This is a genomic window from Bacillus sp. FSL M8-0256, assembly GCF_038005765.1.
Lineage (GTDB): Bacteria > Bacillota > Bacilli > Bacillales > Bacillaceae > Bacillus > Bacillus safensis.
This window is the reverse complement of record NZ_JBBOTU010000001.1, coordinates 871,113-894,893: the sequence shown is the minus strand read 5'-3', so window position 1 is coordinate 894,893 and position 23,781 is coordinate 871,113. Positions and strand designations below refer to the sequence as shown.

General features: G+C 41.4%; 22 protein-coding genes. 9 read left to right on the top strand and 13 right to left on the bottom strand.

Annotation, left to right across the window (positions count from 1 at the left end; translation table 11 throughout):
* Positions 1-21 precede the first annotated feature (21 nt).
* From treR to NSQ76_RS04330, 6 genes are all read right to left on the bottom strand, one after another.
* A complete protein-coding gene (treR, locus tag NSQ76_RS04355; RefSeq protein ID WP_341052668.1) occupies positions 22-750 on the bottom strand; it encodes a trehalose operon repressor in 729 nt (242 codons plus the stop codon).
* 19 nt (positions 751-769) lie between these two features.
* Positions 770-2,470 (bottom strand): alpha,alpha-phosphotrehalase, encoded by a 1,701-nt coding sequence (gene treC, locus NSQ76_RS04350; RefSeq protein ID WP_341052666.1) that lies wholly within the window; start codon positions 2,468-2,470, stop codon positions 770-772.
* A 15-nt stretch (positions 2,471-2,485) separates the two neighbouring features.
* Entirely contained in the window at positions 2,486-3,922 is a 1,437-nt protein-coding gene (gene treP, locus NSQ76_RS04345; RefSeq protein WP_341052664.1) for a PTS system trehalose-specific EIIBC component, read from the bottom strand.
* A gap of 166 nt (positions 3,923-4,088) precedes the next feature.
* Positions 4,089-4,475 carry a DnaJ family domain-containing protein gene (locus NSQ76_RS04340; protein ID WP_024425857.1) on the bottom strand — a complete coding sequence of 129 codons (387 nt, stop codon included), beginning with the start codon at positions 4,473-4,475 and terminating at the stop codon, positions 4,089-4,091.
* A gap of 179 nt (positions 4,476-4,654) precedes the next feature.
* Positions 4,655-6,379 carry a methyl-accepting chemotaxis protein gene (locus NSQ76_RS04335; protein ID WP_341052658.1) on the bottom strand — a complete coding sequence of 575 codons (1,725 nt, stop codon included), beginning with the start codon at positions 6,377-6,379 and terminating at the stop codon, positions 4,655-4,657.
* A gap of 31 nt (positions 6,380-6,410) precedes the next feature.
* Positions 6,411-8,069, bottom strand: coding sequence for a pyridoxal phosphate-dependent decarboxylase family protein (locus NSQ76_RS04330; protein WP_024425283.1), 1,659 nt, complete (start codon positions 8,067-8,069; stop codon positions 6,411-6,413).
* Between the two features lie 579 nt (positions 8,070-8,648).
* Here NSQ76_RS04330 and NSQ76_RS04325 point away from each other — a divergent pair.
* Both NSQ76_RS04325 and NSQ76_RS04320 read left to right on the top strand, forming a co-directional pair.
* Positions 8,649-10,631 carry an LTA synthase family protein gene (locus NSQ76_RS04325; protein WP_341052653.1) on the top strand — a complete coding sequence of 661 codons (1,983 nt, stop codon included), beginning with the start codon at positions 8,649-8,651 and terminating at the stop codon, positions 10,629-10,631.
* A 98-nt stretch (positions 10,632-10,729) separates the two neighbouring features.
* On the top strand, positions 10,730-11,308 hold the full coding sequence (locus tag NSQ76_RS04320) for a YjgB family protein (RefSeq protein WP_341052650.1): 579 nt from the start codon (positions 10,730-10,732) through the stop codon (positions 11,306-11,308).
* 64 nt (positions 11,309-11,372) lie between these two features.
* On the opposite strand, the gene NSQ76_RS04315 is transcribed toward NSQ76_RS04320, so the two are convergent.
* A protein-coding gene (locus NSQ76_RS04315; protein ID WP_208946197.1) for an IS3 family transposase occupies positions 11,373-12,523 on the bottom strand; the annotation gives its coding sequence in 2 pieces (ribosomal slippage) (positions 11,373-12,250 and positions 12,250-12,523; 1,152 coding nt in all).
* 119 nt (positions 12,524-12,642) lie between these two features.
* Positions 12,643-13,146, bottom strand: coding sequence for a DoxX family protein (locus tag NSQ76_RS04310; protein WP_024426621.1), 504 nt, complete (start codon positions 13,144-13,146; stop codon positions 12,643-12,645).
* Between the two features lie 195 nt (positions 13,147-13,341).
* On the opposite strand from NSQ76_RS04310, the gene NSQ76_RS04305 reads away from it, so the two are divergent.
* Positions 13,342-14,100 (top strand): DUF817 domain-containing protein, encoded by a 759-nt coding sequence (locus NSQ76_RS04305; RefSeq protein ID WP_125587257.1) that lies wholly within the window; start codon positions 13,342-13,344, stop codon positions 14,098-14,100.
* 17 nt (positions 14,101-14,117) lie between these two features.
* On the opposite strand, the gene nagE is transcribed toward NSQ76_RS04305, so the two are convergent.
* A complete protein-coding gene (nagE, locus tag NSQ76_RS04300; protein ID WP_341052645.1) occupies positions 14,118-15,485 on the bottom strand; it encodes an N-acetylglucosamine-specific PTS transporter subunit IIBC in 1,368 nt (455 codons plus the stop codon).
* A 187-nt stretch (positions 15,486-15,672) separates the two neighbouring features.
* On the opposite strand from nagE, the gene map reads away from it, so the two are divergent.
* The 3 genes from map to NSQ76_RS04285 all read left to right on the top strand — a co-directional run bounded on the left by map (position 15,673) and on the right by NSQ76_RS04285 (position 17,180).
* Entirely contained in the window at positions 15,673-16,422 is a 750-nt protein-coding gene (gene map, locus NSQ76_RS04295) for a type I methionyl aminopeptidase (RefSeq protein ID WP_024424611.1), read from the top strand.
* A gap of 324 nt (positions 16,423-16,746) precedes the next feature.
* Entirely contained in the window at positions 16,747-16,908 is a 162-nt protein-coding gene (locus tag NSQ76_RS04290; RefSeq protein ID WP_087978305.1) for a hypothetical protein, read from the top strand.
* A gap of 134 nt (positions 16,909-17,042) precedes the next feature.
* Complete coding sequence (locus NSQ76_RS04285) at positions 17,043-17,180, top strand: YflJ family protein (RefSeq protein ID WP_064497716.1); 138 nt, start codon at positions 17,043-17,045, stop codon at positions 17,178-17,180.
* Positions 17,181-17,222: 42 nt separating this feature from the next.
* Here the strand turns inward: NSQ76_RS04285 and NSQ76_RS04280 are convergent, their stop codons facing one another.
* On the bottom strand, positions 17,223-17,873 hold the full coding sequence (locus tag NSQ76_RS04280) for an MOSC domain-containing protein (protein WP_341052640.1): 651 nt from the start codon (positions 17,871-17,873) through the stop codon (positions 17,223-17,225).
* Between the two features lie 121 nt (positions 17,874-17,994).
* Here NSQ76_RS04280 and NSQ76_RS04275 point away from each other — a divergent pair, with 121 nt between their 5' ends.
* Positions 17,995-18,267 (top strand): acylphosphatase, encoded by a 273-nt coding sequence (locus NSQ76_RS04275; protein WP_024426625.1) that lies wholly within the window; start codon positions 17,995-17,997, stop codon positions 18,265-18,267.
* Positions 18,268-18,531: 264 nt separating this feature from the next.
* Here the strand turns inward: NSQ76_RS04275 and NSQ76_RS04270 are convergent, their stop codons facing one another.
* A complete protein-coding gene (locus tag NSQ76_RS04270) occupies positions 18,532-19,419 on the bottom strand; it encodes a LysR family transcriptional regulator (protein WP_034623123.1) in 888 nt (295 codons plus the stop codon).
* A 117-nt stretch (positions 19,420-19,536) separates the two neighbouring features.
* Between NSQ76_RS04270 and NSQ76_RS04265 the strand changes: the two genes are divergently transcribed.
* Positions 19,537-20,946: an MFS transporter gene (locus NSQ76_RS04265; protein WP_176966823.1), complete on the top strand. Its 1,410-nt coding sequence runs from the start codon at positions 19,537-19,539 to the stop codon at positions 20,944-20,946.
* Between the two features lie 309 nt (positions 20,947-21,255).
* Here the strand turns inward: NSQ76_RS04265 and NSQ76_RS04260 are convergent, their stop codons facing one another.
* Positions 21,256-22,362, bottom strand: a complete 1,107-nt coding sequence (locus NSQ76_RS04260; RefSeq protein WP_341052635.1) for a nitric oxide synthase oxygenase — start codon at positions 22,360-22,362, stop codon at positions 21,256-21,258.
* Positions 22,363-22,466: 104 nt separating this feature from the next.
* Entirely contained in the window at positions 22,467-23,024 is a 558-nt protein-coding gene (locus NSQ76_RS04255) for a PadR family transcriptional regulator (RefSeq protein WP_024426629.1), read from the bottom strand.
* Between the two features lie 112 nt (positions 23,025-23,136).
* Here NSQ76_RS04255 and NSQ76_RS04250 point away from each other — a divergent pair, with 112 nt between their 5' ends.
* Positions 23,137-23,622, top strand: a complete 486-nt coding sequence (locus tag NSQ76_RS04250; protein WP_008341777.1) for a phenolic acid decarboxylase — start codon at positions 23,137-23,139, stop codon at positions 23,620-23,622.
* Positions 23,623-23,781: the final 159 nt, after the last annotated feature.

Here is a 23,781-nt window from a genome sequence, read left to right as displayed (position 1 = left end):
AAAAGTTGAAACGGACAGAGCCTATGCTCTGTCCGTTTTTTCTCTTCTAGCAAAATCGACGAATCTGAAGCGGTCTAATCGGTGACGGCTTTCTGTGTATTGAAATAGACTCGTATCCTCTAAGAACACATAATTCTTTACCACGACGATATGGTCAAATCCCTTCAAATCAAGGTACTTCGCATCCTCTTCTGTACATGGCTCTACCACAAATTCCTTTTGAGCATAGCTGATCGATACACCGAGTTCTCCCTCAATATACTCGTAGATTGATCCTTCGCATATGTCTTTAGTCAAGACTTCGACATGCTTTTGCAAGAAGTAGTCCTTGTCTAAAATCACTTCTTCCCCGCTAATATTACGAGATCGAATGACTTTCCAGACGTCTGTCTCTTCATCAATTTTCAGCTGAGACTGAATATACTGATCCGGTTTAATTAAACCAAATTCATGAACCGTTGTGACCGTCTTTCGACCAAGCGTTTGAGAAAGCTCTTTAAAGCTGACAAGACCTGAAACAGGGAACTGCATTTTCTCCCGATTCAGCAATACAGAGCCTTTTCCACGGATTTTTTGAATATAGCCATTTTGTACAAGAATATTTAATGCCTTTCTCACCGTCTCCCGGGACGTGTCGTACATGATAGAAAGTTCATGTTCTGATGGGAGGATGCCTTTATCCTGCCATTCACCTTGCTCAATTCGTCTTGCGAGCTGATCATAAATCACTCGAAACTTATTCTCTTTCATTTTCCCTCCGCCCCATTTTCTAGCGTTTGGTTAAATGATAAACGATTGACTCATATGGGCGCAACGTAAATCCCTTGATATGTGCCGGCACATCCTCATAATTGGATAACAGGACTTGCCCCTCCATCTCATCTACAGCCTGCACAAGCTCCTCAGGAAGCGTAAAGTCCGCCTCCCCTGAATAAAAGTGATTGATCACGAGGAGCTTCTCATCCTTGCTTTCTCTAACATAAGCAAAAATCTTTGGATCTTCTGCTAAAAGTAAGGAGAAGCTGCCATATGTGATCACATCAAGTTCTTTACGCAGTCTGCAAAGGGCTTGGTAATGATAGAAAATGGACGTCCGGTCTTTTAACGCAGCTTCGACCGAAATGTCGTTATGGGCTGGCTCAATCCAAGGTGTTCCTGTTGAGAAACCTGCATTCTTCTCTGAGGTCCACTGCATTGGTGTTCTTGCATTATCTCTTGACTTGACCTGTAAAATGGCGAGTGCTTCTTCCTTTGATTTTCCCTTTTCAAGCATGACTTCGTACATATTGAGTGATTCGATATCACGGTAAGACGAAATGTCCTCAAAGCGAGGATTCTTCATGCCAATTTCCTCACCTTGATAAATATAAGGAGTCCCCTGCATCAGATGAATCGTGGTCGCCAGCATCTTCGCTGATTGCTGATGATACGTGTCATCATCACCATACCTTGAGACGATACGCGGCTGATCATGATTGCACCAGAACAGCGCATTCCAGCCGCCGCCCTCATGCATTTTCGTCTGCCATTCAGACAGAATCGACTTTAATTCTTGAAAATCAAATGGTGCGATCGCCCATTTTTCACCGTTTGGATAATCCACCTTTAAATGATGGAAATTGAACGTCATATCCAGCTCCTGCCGATCAGGTCTTGTATACCGAATGCAGTCTGCGATATTCGTTGAAGACATTTCTCCAACTGTCATGCTATCGTATTTCGAAAAAACCTCCTGGTTCATTTCATGCAGAAATTCATGAATTCTCGGCCCGTCCGTATAGTACATGCGGCCGTCGCCTTGCACAGATTGTCCGGCGTCATCTAAGAAACGCTGATCCTTTGAGATGTTGTTGATGACATCCAGCCTGAACCCATCAATTCCTTTTTCAAACCAAAAGTGCATGATGTCATATACTTGCCCGCGCACCTCATCCTTCTCCCAATTGAGATCCGCCTGAGTGACATCATATAAATGAAGATAATAATCTCCTGTTACTTCGTCAAGCTCCCAGGCTGGGCCGCCAAATTTCGACTGCCAATCATTCGGCGGAGATCCGTCTGCTTTTGGCTCCTTCCAAATATAATAATCTCGGTAAGGGTTATCCTTTGACTCACGCGAGGCTTGAAACCACTCATGGAAAATGGATGTATGGTTAACGGCTAAATCCATAATGACTCGTATTCCTTTCTCATGCGCTTCCTTCAGCATGCGTTCAAAATCTGTCATTGTGCCGTACATGTCATGGATTTTTGTATAATTACTAATATCATAGCCGTTGTCATGCTGCGGGGACTCATACATTGGCGTGAGCCAAATACAATCCGCCCCAAGCTCTTTAATGTAATCAAGCTTTTTCGTCACGCCATTGATATCCCCTGTACCAGAGCCCGTTGTATCTAAAAAGCTCTTCGGATAAATTTGATAGACCACCGCTTTTTTCCACCATGGTTCATTTGATTGCTGATTCAATTTCCTTCACCACCACTAGTTAAGTTCTTCTGAAAAATCCTTCTTCTTTTTTAGTTTTGCATATAAAAGAGTACCGATGAATGGAAGGAGGAGTACAATCACCATTCCAATTGCAAATGCCCCCCAATATTTCGGGATAATGGAGAAGATTCCTGGAATGCCTCCAACACCAACTGAGCTTGCCAGCACCCCTTGAGAGGCGATAAACATACCGGCTAATCCTGAGCTGATCAGTGCAAATATAAATGGGAATCGATAACGCAGGTTGACCCCAAACATCGCCGGTTCGGTAATTCCTAAATAAGCAGAAATACTTGATGTCAGCGAAAGTCCTTTTTGCTTTTCATCTTTTAAGACAAACATCATTGCCAGTGCAGCTGATCCTTGTGCGATATTGGACAGTGCAAGCATTGGCCATAGGAACGTGCCGTGCAGCTTTGAGTTAATCAATTGAATATCCACAGCGAGGAACGTATGGTGCATTCCTGTAATGACTAATGCTGCATACAGCCCGCCGTATAATAGACCGCCAAGTGCTGCGAATTGCTGGAATACCGCTACAAGTCCAGATGTTAAAACATTACCGATTGCAAAGGTAACAGGTCCAATGACAATGAATGATAAAAATCCAATGACTAATAACGTAATCGGTGCAACAACTAACAGCTGAATACTTTCAGGTGTCCGTTTTGTGATAAATAATTCGAGCTTTGCAAGTAAATAGGAGGCGACGAGTATCGGAAGAACCTGTCCTTGATAGCCTACCTTCTGCACTTCAAGTCCAAACAAATTCCAAACAGGAATGTCACCGGTCTTCTCAGCCGCTCCATAGCCCCATGCGTTTAACAAGTCCGGGTGTACAAGCATCAGTCCAAGGACCATCCCTAAAAGCGGATTTCCCCCAAACCGCTTCACAGCTGACCAGCCAATTAATGCTGGCAGGAAGGTGAAGGCAGTTCCTGCAATTAAGTTGATCATATTCGCTAAATCAGCCCATGCCGGATACACATCCACAATCGATTTTTGATCGAAGAAAATATCAGGAGCTGTTAAAATATTATTAATCCCCATTAATAAACCGGCTGTGACAATGGCAGGAAGAATCGGTATAAAGATATCCGCAAGCGTTTTCACAGCACGCTGCAATGGATTTAATTTTTGATCAGAGGCACGCTTGACGTCTTCTTTTGTGGCTTCCCCAATCCCCGTCCTTTTGACCATTTCGGCATATACTCGATTGACGGCCCCTTGGCCGATAACAACTTGGTATTGACCGTTCGCTGAGAAAGATCCCTTCACTTCATCAATTTGTTCAAGTGCTTTCTCATCCACCTTGTCTTCATCTTTCAGCACAAAGCGCAGCCTTGTTACACAATGTGTCGCTTGATCAATATTTTCTTTGCCGCCGATGGCTTTCACAATCTGATCTGCTGCTGCCTGATAATCAGCCATACTATCCCCTCCGAGATCGTTTTTTTATATAAGAAAAAAGAACCAAAAAACTTGTATATACATGTTAATTTATATTTTATATTTGTATATACATGTAGTCAACAACAAAATGCAGCGCTTACATAAAAAATCTCCCTCAATGTGCTCAGGGAGAGGCAGCGTGTCATCATCTTTTTTTATGCTCCGTTAATTTCTCGTAGACCTTATTTTTGTAAAAGGAGGAGGCAGGCCGGGCAAAAGTTTGGCGTTTAGATGTAAGTTCATCCAGACGTTTTTGTTTTTCTTCACAGATGAGAGACAGTTTCTTTCTTTCCTCTCCATCTATGCTTGATTGAAGTAATTCTTTGACAGTCATGAGTTCTTTTTTCAGCGCTGTTTCTTCCCCTGCAAATCCGGCATTTTTCATGATACGGTAGCCCATTCTAAGTTCTTCTGGTACATGAGCAGCGTCATCTTTTGGCAAAGGCTTCCCAAAGCCAGATAATCCTTCAAAAGCCCCGTTATCCATCGCTTTTTTGATCCGTTCTTCTGATAATCTCTGCGCAAAATCCATAGCGTTTCTCCTTTCGCCGCAAGTATTTGATTAAGCATAGCAAAAAAGCTGGCTCTCTCACAAGAGCCAGCATCAGCGTCTAGACAAGCCCTCGCATTCGGTGTCTATCCTGCGCTCAGGTGCTCGTCCCTTCTTCGCTGAAAAGAGAAAAAGGGCTAAAATATTTTAGCCCTTTCTCGTTATTTATTGTCGACTTTGAAGGTTGAGACCATTTGTGCTAAGTCCTCTGACATGTCAGAGAGCTGTTCAATCGCACTTGAAATTTGCTGCATACCAGCACTTTGCTGTTCTGTTGCTGCCGCCACTTCTTGAGAGCTGGCTGCATGTTCTTCCGATACAACAGAAATTTGCTCAATCGATGTAGAAATCGTTTGATATGCTTGCTCAACTTGCTTAATAGAAGCAAGCAAATTGTTCGTTCTCCTTGAAAACTGAGATACACCGTCGTAAATCAAAGCGAAATTTTGTGACGTGCCTTCCATTTGCTCACGTCCTTCTTCCACTGCTTTACTACTTTCCTCTACACTTTCAAGAACGCGCTGACTGTTTTCCTGTGTGCCGATGACAAGGTCTGAAACGGTTTTAGCCGCATCCGCTGATTGCTCAGCTAACTTGCGCACCTCATCTGCCACAACAGCAAACCCTTTTCCTTCTTCTCCAACACGTGCCGCTTCAATTGAAGCATTCAGTGCAAGCAGATTCGTTTGGGCTGAAATGTCCGTAATAATCGAGATGACACTTTCAATCTCCGTTGAATGAGATTGTAATTCTTCTGCTGCCTGCTTTGAGTTGGTCATCTTGTCATGTAGCATATTCAGATGATCAAGCACATGGTTCACTAATTTTTGACCAGATTCTGATTGCGCTTGTACGTCAGATGAAACAGATTTCATTTCGTCAACTTCTTTTGTGACGCCTTCGATTTGAGTATCGATCTCTGCAACGGATGTCGTACAATCCGTAATATTTGCGACAGAATCATTGATTCCTTCACTCATATTCGTCATAGCTTCTGATACTTGCTGCGCACTTTGACTTGATTCGGTCGTCACCGTACGAAGCTGTGAAGACATTTTCGACACTTCACTAGATGAGTTTGAGATTTTCGAAATGAGCTCTTTAATCCGTCCCTGCATCTTTTGGAAGGATGCGGCAAGCTGCCCGATCTCATCTTTACTTTCAACCTCTACCATACCAGTTAAATCACCGTCAGCAATTCGATTCGCTGATTCCATTAAGGAACGTGCTGGTTTTGCAATCTTTCTTCCCATGAAGTATGAGAAGAGTAATCCACCGATAAGCACAATGGCAGATGCCACTGTGATATAGATCATCAACTTCTGCGTTGTTTGAGGCACGACAGACGCATCTAAATCAATGCCTAAAATCCCTGTCAGCTCACCGCCTGAATCCTTAATTGGCAAAAAGACTGATTTATGTGTACCAAATGAATCTTTGTAAATATCACTTTTGACCATTTTATCTTCAGAGAGCGCTTGTTTCATCTCTTCTGAAAAAGCATAATCTTGATCAAAGTCATTTTCTTCACCGGTTAGTATAATAATTCTTTCTTTACTGCCTTTATTAGATAGCACGTATAAGTTCTCAAGCGTATGATCTTCTTGAAGCTCTGTGAATTTCTTTTTGACCTCCACATAAAGGGGATCATCTTTCCCGCTAATACCAAGGACGTTTCCATCCATATTATCGATCTCTTTCTTCGCTGTATCAATATCTGTTGTTAATCGATAATCAAATTGCTTTAATAACTGGGATGATAAATCCTGGCTCACTAGATAAAAGGTTAGAACGAATAATGCAACGGTTGCGAGTAATGTTACGGTAACGACTGACATGATTTTAGAGGATATCGTGTATCCTCCAAATTTCCTTTGTTTCGCCATTTTTTCCTACATCTCCACTCTCAGATTTGATTTAAGCATGTACATTTTCAAATTGTCCACAAACAGATGCAATCACATCTTTTAAATAAGATACGATATGAGGGATATGCTCTGGTAACGTATAAGGTGAGATGACAAAAAACTTACTAACACTTAGATAGAATTCTTGACCTTCTTTTGAGTTGACAAGTAAAAACTTCGTTGTATCGCCAAAGAACATCTCATCTCTTTTCTCTCCAAGTTTTTCAAACAGCATTTTGTTCAATTCATTGTTTCGCTCAATTTCCATTGAAGTCGCTTCGCCAGAAATCTCTTCTTGAAAACGCGGTGAGCCGTCTAGGTAAATTCTAAATAATGTAGCCATTCCGACGTTGTCATCATTCACGACTTCTGCTTGCGGAATTTCTCGACTAAGTGCTTCTCTGAAGGCAAGGTTCACTTCTAAGAATTGACCGAGCAAGCGCTGATAGCCTTCAACCCCAAACGTTAAGAGCACACTCAGCATACTGATCGAGCTTCCCATTCTTGAGCACTCAAGCGTATAACCCGTATGGTATTCACCGTAGCCTCTATGGCCAACATATGGCGTCTCTTGTTCTTCCAGGTCCAAACGCTTTAAGTCAGCAGCGTTTTTCACTAAGAATAAACTGGATGTGTAAGGTGTTTGGCCGAGCTTTTGAAAATCAAAGCACATCGAGTCTGCAAGAGAAAGATGCTGGAATTTCGCTTTGATTTCTTTTAGCATACGAAGAACACCGACTGAGAATTGCAGCGGGTTTTCTGATACATCATACTCATTAAAGAAAGCAAAGAATCCACCCAGCGCCGAATCTGCATGAATATGCGGCACCTTCAGACCATACTTTTCAGCAATCGCTTCTGCTGTTTCACGTACCCCTTTGACATCATCAATTGCAATGGCATCTGTTGTTCCGGTTGTTGCCACAATATAAACGGGAATCCCGCCACCCTGTGCAACACGTTCCATTTGACAACGCAAATCTTCCATATCCATTGAATGATCTTTATTCGTCTTAATTCTGATTAAGTTGTTTGTGCCAAGTCCTGTTGCTTCCATTGACTTAAATAAGCTGTAATGTGCAGCATCAGAACAAAACGCATAAAGATTTTGTGGAACTCCTTTTCGCAGTGACTCCGGCGCAGCTTTTGCGATCGCTAAACGAAGTCCTGAAAAAATCGCTCCTTGACCTCCCCATGTTGTGTATCCCCCGCTCATATTTGGATCATATCCGATGAGCTTAGACATCATTGAGACCACTCTGACCTCAGCTTCCGCACCTGCTGGTCCATAAACATCCCAAAGGTTGTTTCCGTTTACCAGCATAGCTGTCAGCATGCCTAAAATTCCTGGTGTACTTGCCATTGGCAAAATGTTCGTGAAGAAATACTTGGTGTGGTATGGATGGTTATGTAAAAGCTTCAGTAATTCTTCATTCACAAGTTCCGCTTGCTGGCCGTTCATCGGAATTTGACTTGTTTCAGTGAGCTTTTTGTAAAAGTCCTCCCCACGATTCTTTTCACCTTTAAGGTGTGCACGGTTGGGATCTTTCAGGTCATCGACCCCTGAAATGATCTGCTCCATCAATTTGATGAGTTCTTTACGCTCTCCTGCATTTCCGTCCTCACTCGGAAACCAGTTCTGAACGAGGTTCTCTGCTCGTACAGTCATATACTATCAATCCTTTCAATGGAAGATTTCCTGTCACTGTCTATATCGACCCCAATTCAGAAGTTTATAGTCTCGATATGTTCACTTAAGTATATTTAGATAATTTGTTCACTAATTAAAATAAATGAAACCCTTAAAAAACACATGAAAACCATTATGTTCACGAAACACAAAAATATATTGATATATCGTATAGGAGGAATTTTTATCCATCGTCTTATTCCATTACATGGCTCATTTTTTTTGTTTAACCTGCATAAACATTAATAAACAATGGAAATACTCTCTAAATGACCATTGTAGAAATCAAATTAATTCTTTAGACTTGTATCTTTTTACCTGTTTTATTGATATAGCAACTGGAAAATTGCTGAATTTTCTGTCAATAATAGGTCGATTTTCATAAAAAGTTTTTCGACGGGCGAATATTTTCATTTTCTCTCCTTTTATTGCTCGGACAGGCTTGCAAAGGCTCTTCACTGGTTATGACTTTTCTATTTGTGCATTTCGTGGTATATTCTAATGGTTCGTTTTCTTTCGTTCCGCCTCTTCCGTTTAACGGAGAAAAGGAGTGTTTATATGAAAACATTTATTCAAAAAAGAGGTCTCGGCTTCTTTCTGATTGCAGCCACCTTACTATGGCTCAAAACGTATTCAGCGTATTTAATCGAATTTAAACTTGGTTTATCAAATGTGCTTCAGCATATTTTGCTTTTCGTGAATCCTATTAGCTCCAGCTTGTTCTTTCTTGGCTTTGCATTATTGTTCAAGAAAAAATGGCAGCCTGCCGCTATCATTGTGATTCACTTTTTCATGTCTTTTTTACTATACGCAAACATCGTGTACTATCGATTCTTCAATGACTTTATCACGCTGCCTACAGTGATGCAGGCAGGAACGAATGGCGGACAATTAGGTGATAGTGCATTTTCACTCATGCGTTGGACTGATGTGTTTTACTTTATTGATACAATCATTTTGATTGTACTTGCAGTCCGCATGAAAAAGCAGCAGCAAACAAGTACAGCCACTGTACCTGTTCAAAAGTCAAAATCGTTTAGACTCGTCCTTGTGTCCTCTGTTGTGATCTTTGTTTTAAACTTAGTTGCTGCAGAGATCGATCGTCCAGAGCTTTTATCAAGATCGTTCGACCGCAATTATTTAGTTAAATATTTAGGTGCTTATAACTTTACTGTGTTTGATGCCATTCAAAATGTGAAATCAAACAGCCAGCGTGCTCTGGCAAATTCAAATGACGTGACAGATGTAGAGAACTATTTAAAAGCGAACAGCGCTGATCCTAACCCTGCTTATTACGGGAAAGCGAAAGGCATGAACGTCATTACAATTTCTCTTGAATCTCTGCAAAACTTTGTCATTGATTATAAGGTGAATGGAAAAGAAGTAACGCCATTCCTTAATTCATTGGCACACGACAACAAAACGTTTTACTTTGATAACTTCTTCCATCAAACAGGACAGGGAAAAACGTCTGATGCTGAATTTATGATGGATACTGGGTTATTCCCATTATCACAGGGCTCTGTTTTTATTAACAAAGCGCAAAACACATATCAAGCACTTCCTGGTATTTTGAAGAAGGATCAATATACGTCAGCAGAATTCCATGGCAACACGAAAACCTTCTGGAACCGTAATGAAATGTTTAAGTCCTTTGGATATGACAGATTTTACGATTCTGAGTACTACGATATGAACGAGCAGGATACGAAGAACTATGGACTGAAAGACAAACCGTTCTTCAAAGAGTCGATGCCAATCCTTAAAAACATGAAGCAGCCGTTTTATTCGAAATTCATTACCTTATCGAACCATTTCCCATTTGGAATGGATGAAGGTGATACTGATTTCGAGCCTGGTGATTTCGGTGACTCTGTCGTCGATAACTACTTCCAATCGGCTCATTATTTAGATGAAGCGATTGAACAGTTCTTCAACGATTTGAAAAAGTCAGGTCTCTATGACAACACAGTCGTCATTATGTACGGAGATCATTACGGTATTTCTGAAAATCATAATGAAGCGATGGAAAAAGTGACAGGACAAAAAATCGGAGATTATGAAAATGCGCAGCTCATGCGTGTGCCGCTCTTTATCCATGTTCCTGGCGTAAAAGGCGGACAGATTCATAAATACTCTGGTGAAGTCGATGTCGCACCAACTCTTCTGCACCTGCTTGGCGATGATACGAAGAACTATTTAATGTCTGGTTCTGATATCTTATCGAAGAACTTTAAAGAGCTTGTGCCATTTAGAAATGGTGACTTCGTGTCTAAGGACTACACAAAAGTAGGCAATAACTATTACAGCAACAAAACAGGCGAGAAAATCGAGCCAACTGACAAGGCATCACAAGAAAATGAAACGGTGAAAAAGATGCTGGAGACATCTGATAAGATTGTCACCGAAGATTTACTCCGTTTCTACAAGCCTAAAGGCTTTACACCGATTGACCGCAATGATTATGACTATACAAAGAAAGTACAGGATGAAAAGGATTCCTCTTCCGCCAAAGATGAATCCAGCTCTTCTTCAAAATAACGTTCTCATACTAAGAACCAGCCGATCCTTGATCAGCTGGTTCTTTTTACGTTTGATCATGATTGCACCGGGTATAGGAGAAGAAGGAGGGATTTATCATGAAGAAAACAGCAGCTTTTGTCGTGACTGCCTCACTTGCTTCATCCGCCCTTTTCGGTTTCAGCCCTGTTGTCTCAGCACACGCCATGGTCGCAGAGCAATCCGTTCCTCAAGGTCCAAAAGCCGCACTTAACAGCATTTATAAGCTGGCACATAAAGGACAAATGCCCTACTATGTTCAGGGACTGAAAATAGGCGTTCAAACAAAAAAAGACGTTCATCATCAGCTCGGAAATCCATATCCAGAAACAGGTCAAAGCAGCTTTGATTTGTATCATGCGGAAATGGGGAATCCCGGATTTGCTTTTCACTATGATGCAAAAGGCAAAATTGATGAAATCCGTTATTTCGGTACAAATGTAGAAAAAGAAACGAATATCGGCGGTATGACCCCTTCGTTACTAAAGAAACAGCTTGGACCAGCGGATTCAGTGAGCACCATTCCGCAGACAAAAGAGAAAAAATATGTGTATCGCACCGGTGATTATGAGCTCGAATTTATCGTTGGACATGATCCTGATATTAGCCAGCATGAACTCACCGTGCTGCATATCAACTTGATAAAAGCCAATTCTTAAATAAAAAAGCATCCTGAGCACATGGGGACTGACCCCCGTTTTTGAGACAGGGATCAAAACACCTTTATACAGCCAATTGCCGATAGTTGATCGGTGATTGGTTGTTTAGTTTCGTTTGAATACGAATGTTGTTATAATAATAAATGTATTCTTTGACAGTGCGTTCTACAATGTTGGTTGTAGTTCGATCAATGCTGTTAAGATAGAACGTTTCAGACTTTAGCGAGGAATGAAACGATTCGATGGAGGCATTATCAGCGGGCGTCCCTTTACGGGACATGCTCATGGTAATGCCTTTTATATGAACAGCTTTCTGATACTCGTAAGATGTATACACAGAACCTTGGTCGCTATGTAACACACAGTTTTCAGGCAGTGCTGGGAGCTGATCAAGTGTGTTTAAAATAAAGTCTGTGTCCTGCTTATCACCAATCGTAAACGCAATCACTTCTCCATTATATAAATCCAATATACTGGAAAGGTACAATTGTTTCTGTCCATAAGGCAAATACGTGATGTCCGTTACTAGTTTTTCAAGAGGGCGATCAGATTGAAAGTTCCGATCCAGTATATTACCGGCCACGGCATAGGGCTGCCCATTCTTCTTACGCTTTTTCATTTTAACCCGGCACTGCCACTGGTTTTTCTGCATGATACGTTGAACAGTTTTATGGTTAATATGCATCCTCATTTTTAGTATGGCTGTGATTTTTCGATATCCATATCGATACTTGTGCTCTCGGCACAACGTGCCGATTTGTTCCTCTAGTTGTTTTTTAGAATGATTCTGAGTCAGATCTTTTTTCCATCTATAGTACGAAGCGCGAGAGATGCCTAAATGGACACAAATGTTCTGTACTGTCATCATTTTGCACAATTCTTCTACTAGTTTGATTGACGTTTCCTTATCAACTTCCTTTCCAATTCGTTGTACTTTTTTAAAACTTCATTCTGTTGACTCAGATAGCGATTTTCTGCCTGCAGTCTCTCTAAATCGGAAGAATACTCGGGACCCTTTCTATGGGTATATTGTTTTCCAACAGGCTGTTCGAACCGGTGTGTATCCCCAGCCTTATGCCACCTCACCCATGTCTGAACCTGCGTTTTATTTTTGATATTCAATTCCCGCAAAATCTCTTTCATTGATACGCCTGCCAATCTCATTTCTACAGCCTTCTGTTTGACTTCAACCGGATAACTCACTCTTGTCCCCATAGAAAAAACACCTCCATGTTTTATTTCGGATCACAACGATCCGTTTTCAAACTTGAAGGTGTTTTTTATTTGTCTCATCTTATGGGGTCAGTCCCCATGCTCTGGATGCTTTTCTTTTATTATGATGCCACTTCTAATTGCGGCTTTCTTTTCAATTTTCGTTTGAGGACTGGACCTGCTACATAATCAAGACCAAGTTTTCCGGCATTTCCTTTCGCTGCCATGATGAAGACTGCGATCAGAAGAAGCAGCGGGTTCACAGAGACAGTTCCAGCTAGTAAGAAAGAGACATTCATCACGCTTCCAAAAAAGGCTGCTGTTGTTGTAAACAAACCAACAATTAATCCTAGGCCTACTAAGATTTCTCCCCACATGACCATGGCACTGAATAGTCCGGCATTTGGCAAAGCGACATTTTCTAAAAACCATACATAGAACGGATACACTAGATGACCATCTTTGACGACAGGTTCAGATATTGCAAATTGCAAATAGCCTGATGCATCAAATCCACCTGTTAGTTTTCCAATACCAGATGTCAGCCAAGTCCATCCGATATAAAGTCTTGCTGCCAAAAGGATAACGGCTGCCCATACATTCGTTTGTAAGAATTTTGTAAACATGATGATGCCTCCCTTTAAATTATGTGAAATATTTCACATTTTCTTTATGATCTTATTATACTATTCAAAATGTTATTTGTGATCTTTTTCACATATATATTCACAAATTGTTCATGAATATCTAGTTGAGGTAAACTTTTCCCTTGCTAAAACCGTCTAAGTCATTTCAGACAGTGAAAAGGGGTTTAATTTTGTATGAAAACACTATTTCATTTTGCTTATTTACAGGCTATCTCATGTCTATTCCCCGTCATGATCTTTGCGGCGCTTGCCCTATCAAAGACGGTGTCTATTCCTTTTCTTCACCGGTATGATTTCATTCTATTGCTTTGCCTAGCGGCTCAGATCCTGATGCTGACGCTGCGGCTGGAGACTTTGGCGGAGCTAAAGGTCATTTGTCTATTTCATCTCATAGGAATCTGTTTAGAAGTGTATAAAGTACATATGGGCTCTTGGTCCTATCCAGAAGAAGCTTATACAAAAATATTTGGGGTTCCACTTTATAGCGGCTTTATGTATGCGAGTGTGGCTAGTTATATTTATCAGGCATTTTCACGACTTCATGTAAAAGTAGCCGACTGGCCTCATCCATTTCTTTCAATTGGCATCAGTTTGTGCATTTATCTCAATTTCTTTACGCATCACTGGCTCTATGATGTCAGATGGTGGCTGACATGTCTGCTTGTTGTTGTGTTTCGGAAAACATCGGTTTCGTTTCAGGTTGGTCCATCTTCCTTTCGAATGCCGCTTGTTGTTTCATTTCTCCTGATTGGCTTTTTTATTTGGATTGCCGAAAATGTCACCACCTTTTTAGGCGCATGGCAATATCCAAATCAGCAGCATGCTTGGTCCATTGTTCATCTAGGGAAAATTAGCTCATGGTTCTTACTCGTTGTGATCAGTATTGTGCTAGTGATCGAACAGCGTAAACAAAAAAACGTTCAGCCCATTTGACCTGGCTGAACGTTTTTTTAATCTCGATCGACTTCCTTACGGAGATCATCTGCGACAAATTCTACATTCGTTCCAATAATAATTTGTACGGATGTTTTTCCAGAAGTCAGCACCCCTTTGGCACCTGCTTTTTTCAATGTACCTTCATTTAATAAATTAGTATCCTCTACTGTTAAGCGAAGACGTGTGGCACAATGATCAATCGTGGTGATATTGTCTTTGCCGCCAAGCCCCTCTACGAGCATACTCGCCCCACCTGCCGTCACCGCATCATCCGCTGCGATATCTTCCATGTCATCATCTTCCCTACCTGGTGTTTTCAGCTTTAATAGTTTAATGAGGAAATAGAAAACGACAAAGTACACGACGCCATAAATGATTCCTACTACAAGAAGCAAGATCGGTTTTTGCGCAATACCGAAGCTTAAGACGTAATCAATCGCACCTGCTGAAAAGGCAAAGCCGCTATGAATCCCAAGAGTGTTCACAATAAAAAGCGAAAGCCCCGTCAAAATAGCATGGACACCATATAAAAGTGGTGATAAAAACATAAAAGAAAATTCAATTGGTTCAGTGATCCCTGTTATAAATGATGTAAGTGCCATCCCAATCATCAGACCAGCTGTTGCTTTTCGTTTCTCAGGTTTTGCAGTTACCACCATGGCTAGACATGCCGCTGGCAGACCAAACATCATCACTGGGAAGAATCCAGTCATAAAAACACCTGCACTTGGATCTCCTTTAAAGAATCGCGCTAAATCCCCTGTTGCCCCGCTGAATTCACCGAATTGAAACCAAAATAAGTTATTCAAGACATGGTGAAGACCTAATGGAATGAGCAATCGGTTAAAGAAACCAAACAGCCCTGCACCTGTTGCACCAAGGCTTAAAATCCATTCTCCTAAATCATTGATTACACTTTGAATCGGCGGCCATACATATCCGAAAACGGCTGCTAATAGAATGGTGAAAAGTGCGGTCATTATAGGCACAAGCCGCCTTCCGCTAAAGAAACCTAAGTATTCCGGCAGTTTCGTATCCTTAAATTTATTGTAAACATAACCTGCCAAAAGCCCGCATAAAATACCGCCCAATACCCCCATATTGTTGGTTGAGTTAATCGACGTTGTACCGGCTGACAAAATAAAATAAGAGATCGCTCCTGATAATGCCGCTGCCCCGTTCCCATCCTTTGAAATACCAATCGCTACACCCATTGCAAAAATTAAAGCCAAGTTCGCAAAAATTGCATTCCCTGCCTCATAAATAAACGGGATATTGAATACATCCTCCCGCCCAATGGCCAAAATAATCCCTGCTGCTGGAAGTACAGCGATTGGAAGCATAAATGATTTTCCTAGCTTTTGAAAAAACTGAAACACCATCTGATTTCCCCCCTTTGTCATCATCATGACCAAATCATTCATGATGTTCATAAAAAATATATCATATGCACGTCTAGTTATCTATACCAATTTGTCCACATTCATTTGAATTCCGCTCTTTACTCTTTTTGCGTAAAATGTGGTAAGCTATTGAATAGAATGAAGATATAGAAAGCGGGAATGAACAGTGATTGTCAAACATGATCATGAGTTAGAAGCCTTAAAAAAAGTCGGCCGAATTGTCGCTTTGGCAAGAGAAGAAATGAAAAGCCAAGCGAAACCAGGCATGTCTACAAAAGAATTAGATTTGATTGGGAAAAAAATATTAGAAGAACATGGGGCCAATTCAGCACCTGAAAAGGAATATGACTTCCCTGGTACCACTTGTATCAGCGTGAACGATGAAGTTGCACACGGTATCCCAAGTGAAAAAACCATTTTACAAGAGGGCGACCTCGTGAACATTGATATCTCAGCAGAACTGGACGGCTATTATTCCGATACAGGCATTTCATTTGTTTTAGGTACAGGTGATGCTCGTCTTGAAGCATTATGTAAGTGTGCGGAAGATGCGTTCCTTGAAGGATTAAAGCATGCAAAAGCCGGTAAAAGACAAAACCAAATTGGCCGTGCGGTCTACAATACAGCGAAAGAACAAGGATTTACCGTCATTAAAAACCTAACAGGACACGGCATTGGGAAGAATCTGCATGAAGCACCTAACCATATCTTGAACTACTATGATCCATTCGATAATGCTTTGTTTAAAAATGGCACAGTCATTGCCTTTGAACCTTTCATTTCAACAAATGCTGAATCGATTTATCAGGCTGATGATGGCTGGACATTTAAAACACCAGATAAAAGTCTAGTCGCACAGATTGAACATACGATTGTGATCACAAAAGACGAACCGATTATTTTAACAAAGCTGTAAGCAGCGGGTCCCCTCCTTCACAGGAGGGGCTTCAGATTGTTGACAAAGGGCTAAAATGATGTTGATTTTAGCCCTTTGTCTTCTTTTCAGCGTGATAGAAAACCTTTGCAGTCTAGGAAGGACGAGCAGCGGAGCAGAGCGAATTTGACATTCGTGAGCACCGGAGCGCAGACCTGACAACGAATGCGAGGGTTTGTCTACACGCTGTATCCCCTCCTTCACTGAGAGGGGATTTTTTCATGCCCGTTTCACGAATCTGTCACGACTAAACAAAAAAGCCTGTGGTAAAATAGGCAAAGATATGTGAAAGGGGTCTTATTTGATATGTGGTTCATCATCATAGGTGTTATCTTTTTCATCGAAAGTATTATCTTAACGGTTGTAGGGATTAAGAAAAAACAATCCATGATGACCTATCTTGGTGTTGTCATCATGATTATGACGGTCGGCATGATCCTCGTTACCCTCAACCCGCCAAATTCATAAATCAATATTTCCAGCATATACATGGATCATAGGCAGATAGAATCAGTTTTCATTTCTTGACACCTGCACGCTTTTCACGTCCTTTTTTGAGATGTTACAATGCAGGCAGTTTCAATTGAAAGGAGTTTTCTATCATGCATTATGGTAGCAAAGGCTGGTATGTCGAAGAATTAAAGAAGCTTGGTGTGACTAAGCATGAAGGAAGAAAGCTTCAAAGCTTAAAAACATATTTCCTTGCAAATCTTCTTGAGCAAAAGAAACGCAGCTCATAAACGCTGAAAAGCCGTACATCTTAAGATGATGTACGGCTTTTTTTAAATGTGCTGAATTCGTTTTTCTAAAGACTTCCTCACCACATCTGCTAAAGCATCTACTTCAAGAACGGCTTTCAGTCTCTCTGGACTTGTTGGACGATATTTGACTTCGTTGACCTCATGGACCGTAATGTGATGGGACGCTTTTTCTACTAGTACTAGCGATGCATCAGGCGGCACCATGCCTTCTTTCAGTACACGTAAATAAAAGCCTGTATACCCTGTTTTTTGCACTTCCTTTACAAGCTTCATGTTGCCATGCTTAAGAGACAATTTCACACAAGGCTGTCTTGGCTGGCTCACCTCAACAAATGCATCTCCAAGCTGAAACACATCGCCAATATGCACATTCGTTTCGACTAGCTGGCGTACTGTTATATTCTCGCCAAAGGCAGCTTCCTGTAATGGCACCCCTAAAAATTGTTCAAAGTGAGCATAATGATCATACGGAAAGACGCAGACGGCTTTATCATAACCCCCATGATGAACCAAATCCCCCTGACCATCTCCTTCAAAATTGACCTGACTTAAATACACAGGCTCATGAATGCGCCTTTTGTTGATGGCTGTTTTGATTTCTTTTCCATTTGCATATGTAATGATAGGTTGTCCCACTTGGATTCCTTCTATGCCGTATCTCTTTTGTCCCACGATGGCCATCTCCTTTGGTGTCTACTGACCTTTATTTTACATCGTTTGACAATCAAATCATAGTCGAGGCGTGAAGATCAGATGCAGGCTATGGTACGATGTGAAAAAAGGAGAGATGACCATGATTCATTATCACGCCATTGTAAAAGGACGTGTACAAGGAGTCGGCTTTCGTTATTTTGTTCAGGGAGAAGCCGTCAATCGTGGAATGAAAGGCTGGGTACGCAACACAGATGAAGGTCATGTCGAGTTAAAGGTAGAGGGTGAGCAGCAGAAAGTGATTGATTTCTTAGAGACTGTCCGGAAAGGAAGTCCTTTTTCAAAAGTCACCGACATGCAAATGGAGCCGCTCACCGAGCTTGCTCATTATCAGGATTTTCGAATACGGTCATAAAAAACCTAGCTATATGTAAACATTATTCCTATTCATGATAGTTAGACGGAACTTTCGTATTATATAGTTCAGCCAGAACTTCCTGGTTGAACTTTTTTTATTTAGATTTAATCTATCAGTAGCCAGGCTAGAACGTACGGAGGCGTGGGACATTGATTCCGTCAAGTAAACTGTTCATCACCATCTACTTGTAGAAATATGTTTGAGGCTGGTTGGGACTTAGGCCTCGTAAAAACATCGAATCGGTACGAGTCATGCATAAGATTAATTGGACTGGTTCGATATTGCCTCAAAATAGTCTAGAACTACTTTACGGAATTCCAATGAAGCTTGCGTCATGTATCGACTTGTATGCCATAATAAAGCGATATCACGTACAAGTTCATGATTCTCAACTTGCAAATATTTAATCTTTCCCCATGATATTTTTGCTGTGCTTGGTATGAAGGCAAGTCCAATTTCAGCTTCTACAAGACTGATCAAACGTGTAGGTTCATCGCCCTCATACACATATTTAAGGTCAATTCCAGCCGATTTGCATACAGAGTCTACTAAATCACGAGTGCCGTATCCTCTTTTCATACCGACAAAGCATTCATCCTTAAGTTCTGTTAAACATACGCTAGTTCGGTCTGCCAGTCGATGCCCATTAGGAACTGCTACAAGAATGGGATCAACAAAGACAACTTGACATTCGATGTCTTCCCCTTGAAAAGGAGAGGACGACAAGCAAAAATCGACTTCGCCTCGATGTAAAAGCGTGACCATTTCCAGTGTGGTCAGCATTTGCACATGAAATTGGATATTAGGACGTTTTTTACGAAACTCTCGCATCATCTGAGGCAAAGTGCTTGCTGTGGTTACCGCAAGCTTTAGTGTGCCAGATTCTCCTCTAGACAAATCGCTAATCTCCTGTTTTCCCTGTTCCAACTCAAACAAAGCCCTTTCCGCGCGACGAATGAATTTCTTGCCAAATTCATTTAATCGCAGTTTCCTGCCTGTGCGATCAAATAAAGGTACCCCTAAATCTTCTTCCAGACGCTGAATCGTTTTGCTTAGCGACGATTGCGTAACGTGGAGGCTTCGTGCAGCTTCAGTTACATGCTCTAATCGAGCTACCTCTAGAAAATATTGTAGTTGAAGGAGTTCCATTTCATTTTCTCTCCAATCATTCCTTTTGGTCAATGATATCATAACTTTAAATGCGTTGGAATGAATGTGAAATTCCAAGTAAGATATCAATATAACAAATTTAAAGGGGGAGAAAAAATGAATTCTCGTAGCAGATGGTTAATGATATCCGTTGGACTAGGAATATTATTAAACCCTTTAAATTCATCAATGATTTCTGTTGCTATTGCTAGGTTGCAACATGTGTATAGCATTGATTTTACTGCTGTTTCCTGGATTGTGTTTTCATTTTATATCGCTAGTGCTATCGCCCAACCTGTCATGGGGAAGGCTAGTGATTTATTCGGCAGGAGGAAGATATTTCTGGCTGGTCTTGTTGTATCCTTAGTTTCTTCTATTCTGGCTCCATTTTCTCCAAATTTCGGATGGCTTATTGTGTTCAGAATCGTACAATCCATCGGAACTAGTATGCTGATTGCAGTTGGAACAGCTATAGTACGCATTCATATTACAGAAAAGCAATCAGATGCTTTAGCAGGTTTATCAATTTTCCTATCCGGTGCGGCAGCTATAGGACCTTTTGCCGGAGGAGTACTTATTCAATGGTGGGACTGGCCAGCGATCTTCATTGTCAATACCCCGTTTGTAGTAGCGAGCTTTATATTAGCTTGGAAAATGATTCCTAATGATGGACCAGCAGCAACGGTTTCACGTGACATGTCGTTTCGAAAATTACTGGGTGTGATTGATGTGCCAGGAATTCTGCTCTTTGTGGTGGCTCTGATTGCCCTTCTAGTTGGCTTGCTGGCAGCGAAATCATCTGGGCATTTCTCTATGTGGAATATCGTTGTTGTGCTAATCGGGCTCGTTGCGGTGGGAATATTCGTACGACATGAGCTAAAAACAGTGTCGCCATTTATTCCTTTACGCACCTTCGCCAAATATCCAGGGATGACCTGGGTCAATATACAATACTTGCTAGTTAACTTCCTTTATTATTCACTCTTTTTTGGGATTCCATCATACCTGCAAATGGTACGTCATGTCAGTGAATTCCAGACAGGGATTCTTATGTTAACCTTGGGCTTGAGCTCGATTGCAGCTTCGCCAATAGCAGGGAAATGGGTCGGTAAATCAGGACCCAGACCTGCATTGATTGTATCCTCATTACTGATGGTAGTAGGGGCAGTGTGGATCGTGACATGGACGCAAAGTTCACCAGTCATCAGTGTGTGCCTGGCGTTAGCCGCATTCGGTTTTAGCAACGGGCTAAACGCTGTTGGTATGCAGGCAGCTTTGTTTAAAAGCTCTCCAAAAGAAATTGCTGGTGTAGCATCTGGCCTATTTAATACATCAAGATACTTGGGTACAATTTTATCTTCACTGTTGACAGGTATCATTATGGGAGGTGCGTTCACCTTTACAGGATTCCGATTGCTGGGGGTTTTCCTAACGGTCATTGCATTGGTCTTAGTATTTATAAGTCTACGGCTCAGATATTCTGAGCAATTGGATGAACCGAGTACAAGCAATTCAAACAAAAAATAAAAATTGGAGTTGAATGTTATAACAACTGTTAATATCAAAGAATGGTCCTCATGGGATCAAACTTGGCAGGGAATGCAAAAGGATAAATAGCCCCAGGGTGAGAAAGTCATCCAGAAGTGGAATGCGAGAGCGCAAACTTTCGCCCATTGTTGTAGTAAGGAAGAGATCTTTTGTGGTCATCATAAATAAATAAAAAGGGATAGATATCTATCCCTTTTGTTTTAATCAATTTAAATGTTCAACATCATATGAGAGGACACATGTATTATGATAAAAGACATCTTTTTATGGAATTACATATAGCTCTCGCTAGGCTTTTTCTGTCCTGTGATAGGGCTTTTCCTGATAAAAATAGTTTGGTTTCACAATGGTATTGTCGTAATGCTTGTGGAATATGTGGGTAGCAGCTGGTGATACTGGCGGAATCAGCCATGTCCAGTCCCCGGTCAGCTTGCGTTCAGCCTTTTCTTCCTGTTTTTCAAACTGCTTAAATTGATGTGCTGCTGTATGGTGATCGACAATGGTTACCCCTGCTTCGCGATAAGAATGGAGAACCGCCACGTTCAATTCGACAATGGTTTTATCCTTCCAAAGGGACGCATTCTTGGTTGTGTCCAGTCCTAAAAGAGAAGCGACTTTTTTCAGCATATTGTAGCGGTTTTCATCCGCTAGGTTGCGTGCGCCAATTTCTGTGCCCATGTACCAGCCATTAAACGGTGCAGCATTGTAATGAATACCGCCAATTTCTAATTTCATATCAGCAATAATCGGAACCGCATACCATTTTAGTCCCAAATCACGGAATCCATCATATTCAGGATGGGTGATCTCTACCTCTTGGACGATTTCTTTCGGAAGCTCATACAGAACAGGCGGCTGACCTTTTAGCTGAAACATGAGAGGCAGAATATCAAAATGTGTGCCCTCCCCTTTCCAGCCATGTGCTTCACATAATTTTGTTAATTCAAGAGATGCCTCGTCGCCGACGATGCCGTATTCCGTTTCATAGCCTGCATAACGAACGAGCTGATGATTATAAATGACGACTTCCTTCTGTCTGTTTTTCTCTGGGGGAAAGATCGTAATGGACGGTTTGATTTTCCCGCCATTTGTCGCATACTCAATATGATGAAAGAGCGCCTCCTTCACCTCATCCTCTGTCTTTACATGCCGGCAGTCATGCACTTGCAGGGTCGACCAAAACAAACGGCCAATGCAGCGGTTACTGTTGCGCCATGCCATTTTCGCCCCGTGAGCTAATTCCTCTAGTGTATGCGTATAAATTCCTTCAGACTCAATTTCTTTTTTTATTTCATGCAGACGTGCTGCTTTCTCTTCATTTGACTTGTTTAATTCTTCATAGCATACAGAAATAAAAGCTTCTGCTTCATTCCACAACGCTTCTTGATTACTCAAACATACTCGCCTCACTTTAATACGAATATATCCATTGTAGCGGTTTCTATTGATAAATTCACTCGTTTCAAACCATTTTTTATCAAATCATCCGACCATTGTCCTTAGATCATAGATGAATCAATTCGTTTAAGGGTCTTTTGGAGCCAGCGGACATAGCCTTTTTCCCTTTCGATTGCCCTTGTCAGCACTAAGTAATGCCCAAATTGCGCTGAATGCAGTGATTCAGCAGAAGGGTCTTCCTCTGTCAAAGCGTGCAGCTTTTGTTCCAGCACATCTACTTTCTTGGTGCGCTCTAAAAGTTGATAGGCAAACAGGTCAGCCGCTTCTTTTTTGTCCATGGAGGAGATGAAAAAGGTTTTGAGCATGAATTCATCCTTTGTTGTTTCCGGAATCGGATCTTTTGTTCTTAACCACTGACGCAATTCTTCTTTTCCTGCCGCTGTGATTTGATAGACCTTCTTCTCCAGCTTTTTTCCTTGTATGTGAATATCAAATTCAATAAACCCTTCCTCTGTGAGACGCTTCAGCTCAGGGTAAATCTGACTGTGCTTCGCACTCCAAAACTGTCCAAGGGAATCTTTAAAATGTTTCGTGATATCATATCCCGTCAGCTCATGCTGATCCAGCAAGCCAAGAATGGCATATTTTAGTACTCTCATGATGGGCCTCCAACGCTTATTCTTTGACAATAGTATATCATAGACTTTAAAATAAACATGTAAATCACAACATGTTTGAAAAAACATCATTCTAATGAAAGAAGGAATAAACATGGATCAATTCGTTGGACTTCATATGATTTATACGTATGAAAATGGCTGGGAATATGAGATTTACATTAAAAACGATCACACCATTGATTACCGCATTCATAGCGGAATGGTTGGAGGACGCTGGGTCCGTGATCAAGAAGTAAATATTGTGAAGCTGACAAAAGGCGTATACAAAGTCTCTTGGACAGAACCAACTGGGACAGACGTCTCTCTGAACTTTATGCCTGAAGAAAAACGCATGCATGGCGTCATCTTCTTCCCTAAATGGGTGCATGAACGTCCAGACATCACCGTCTGCTATCAAAATGACTACATCGATCTCATGAAAGAATCTCGTGAAAAATACGAAACCTATCCGAAATATGTTGTCCCAGAATTTGCGGACATTACGTATATCCATCATGCAGGTGTGAATGACGAAACCATTATCGCAGAAGCACCATATGAAGGCATGACAGATGAAATAAGAGCTGGACGAAAATAAAAAAGCGGCACGCCTAGTGCCGCTTTCAGCGTGTAGACAAACCCTCGCATTCTTTGTCAGTCCTGCGTGCCGGTGCTCACGAATGTACAATTCGCTCCGCTCCGGTACTCGCCCTTCCTAGGGCTGCAAAGGTTTTCTATCACGCTGAAAAGAAGACAA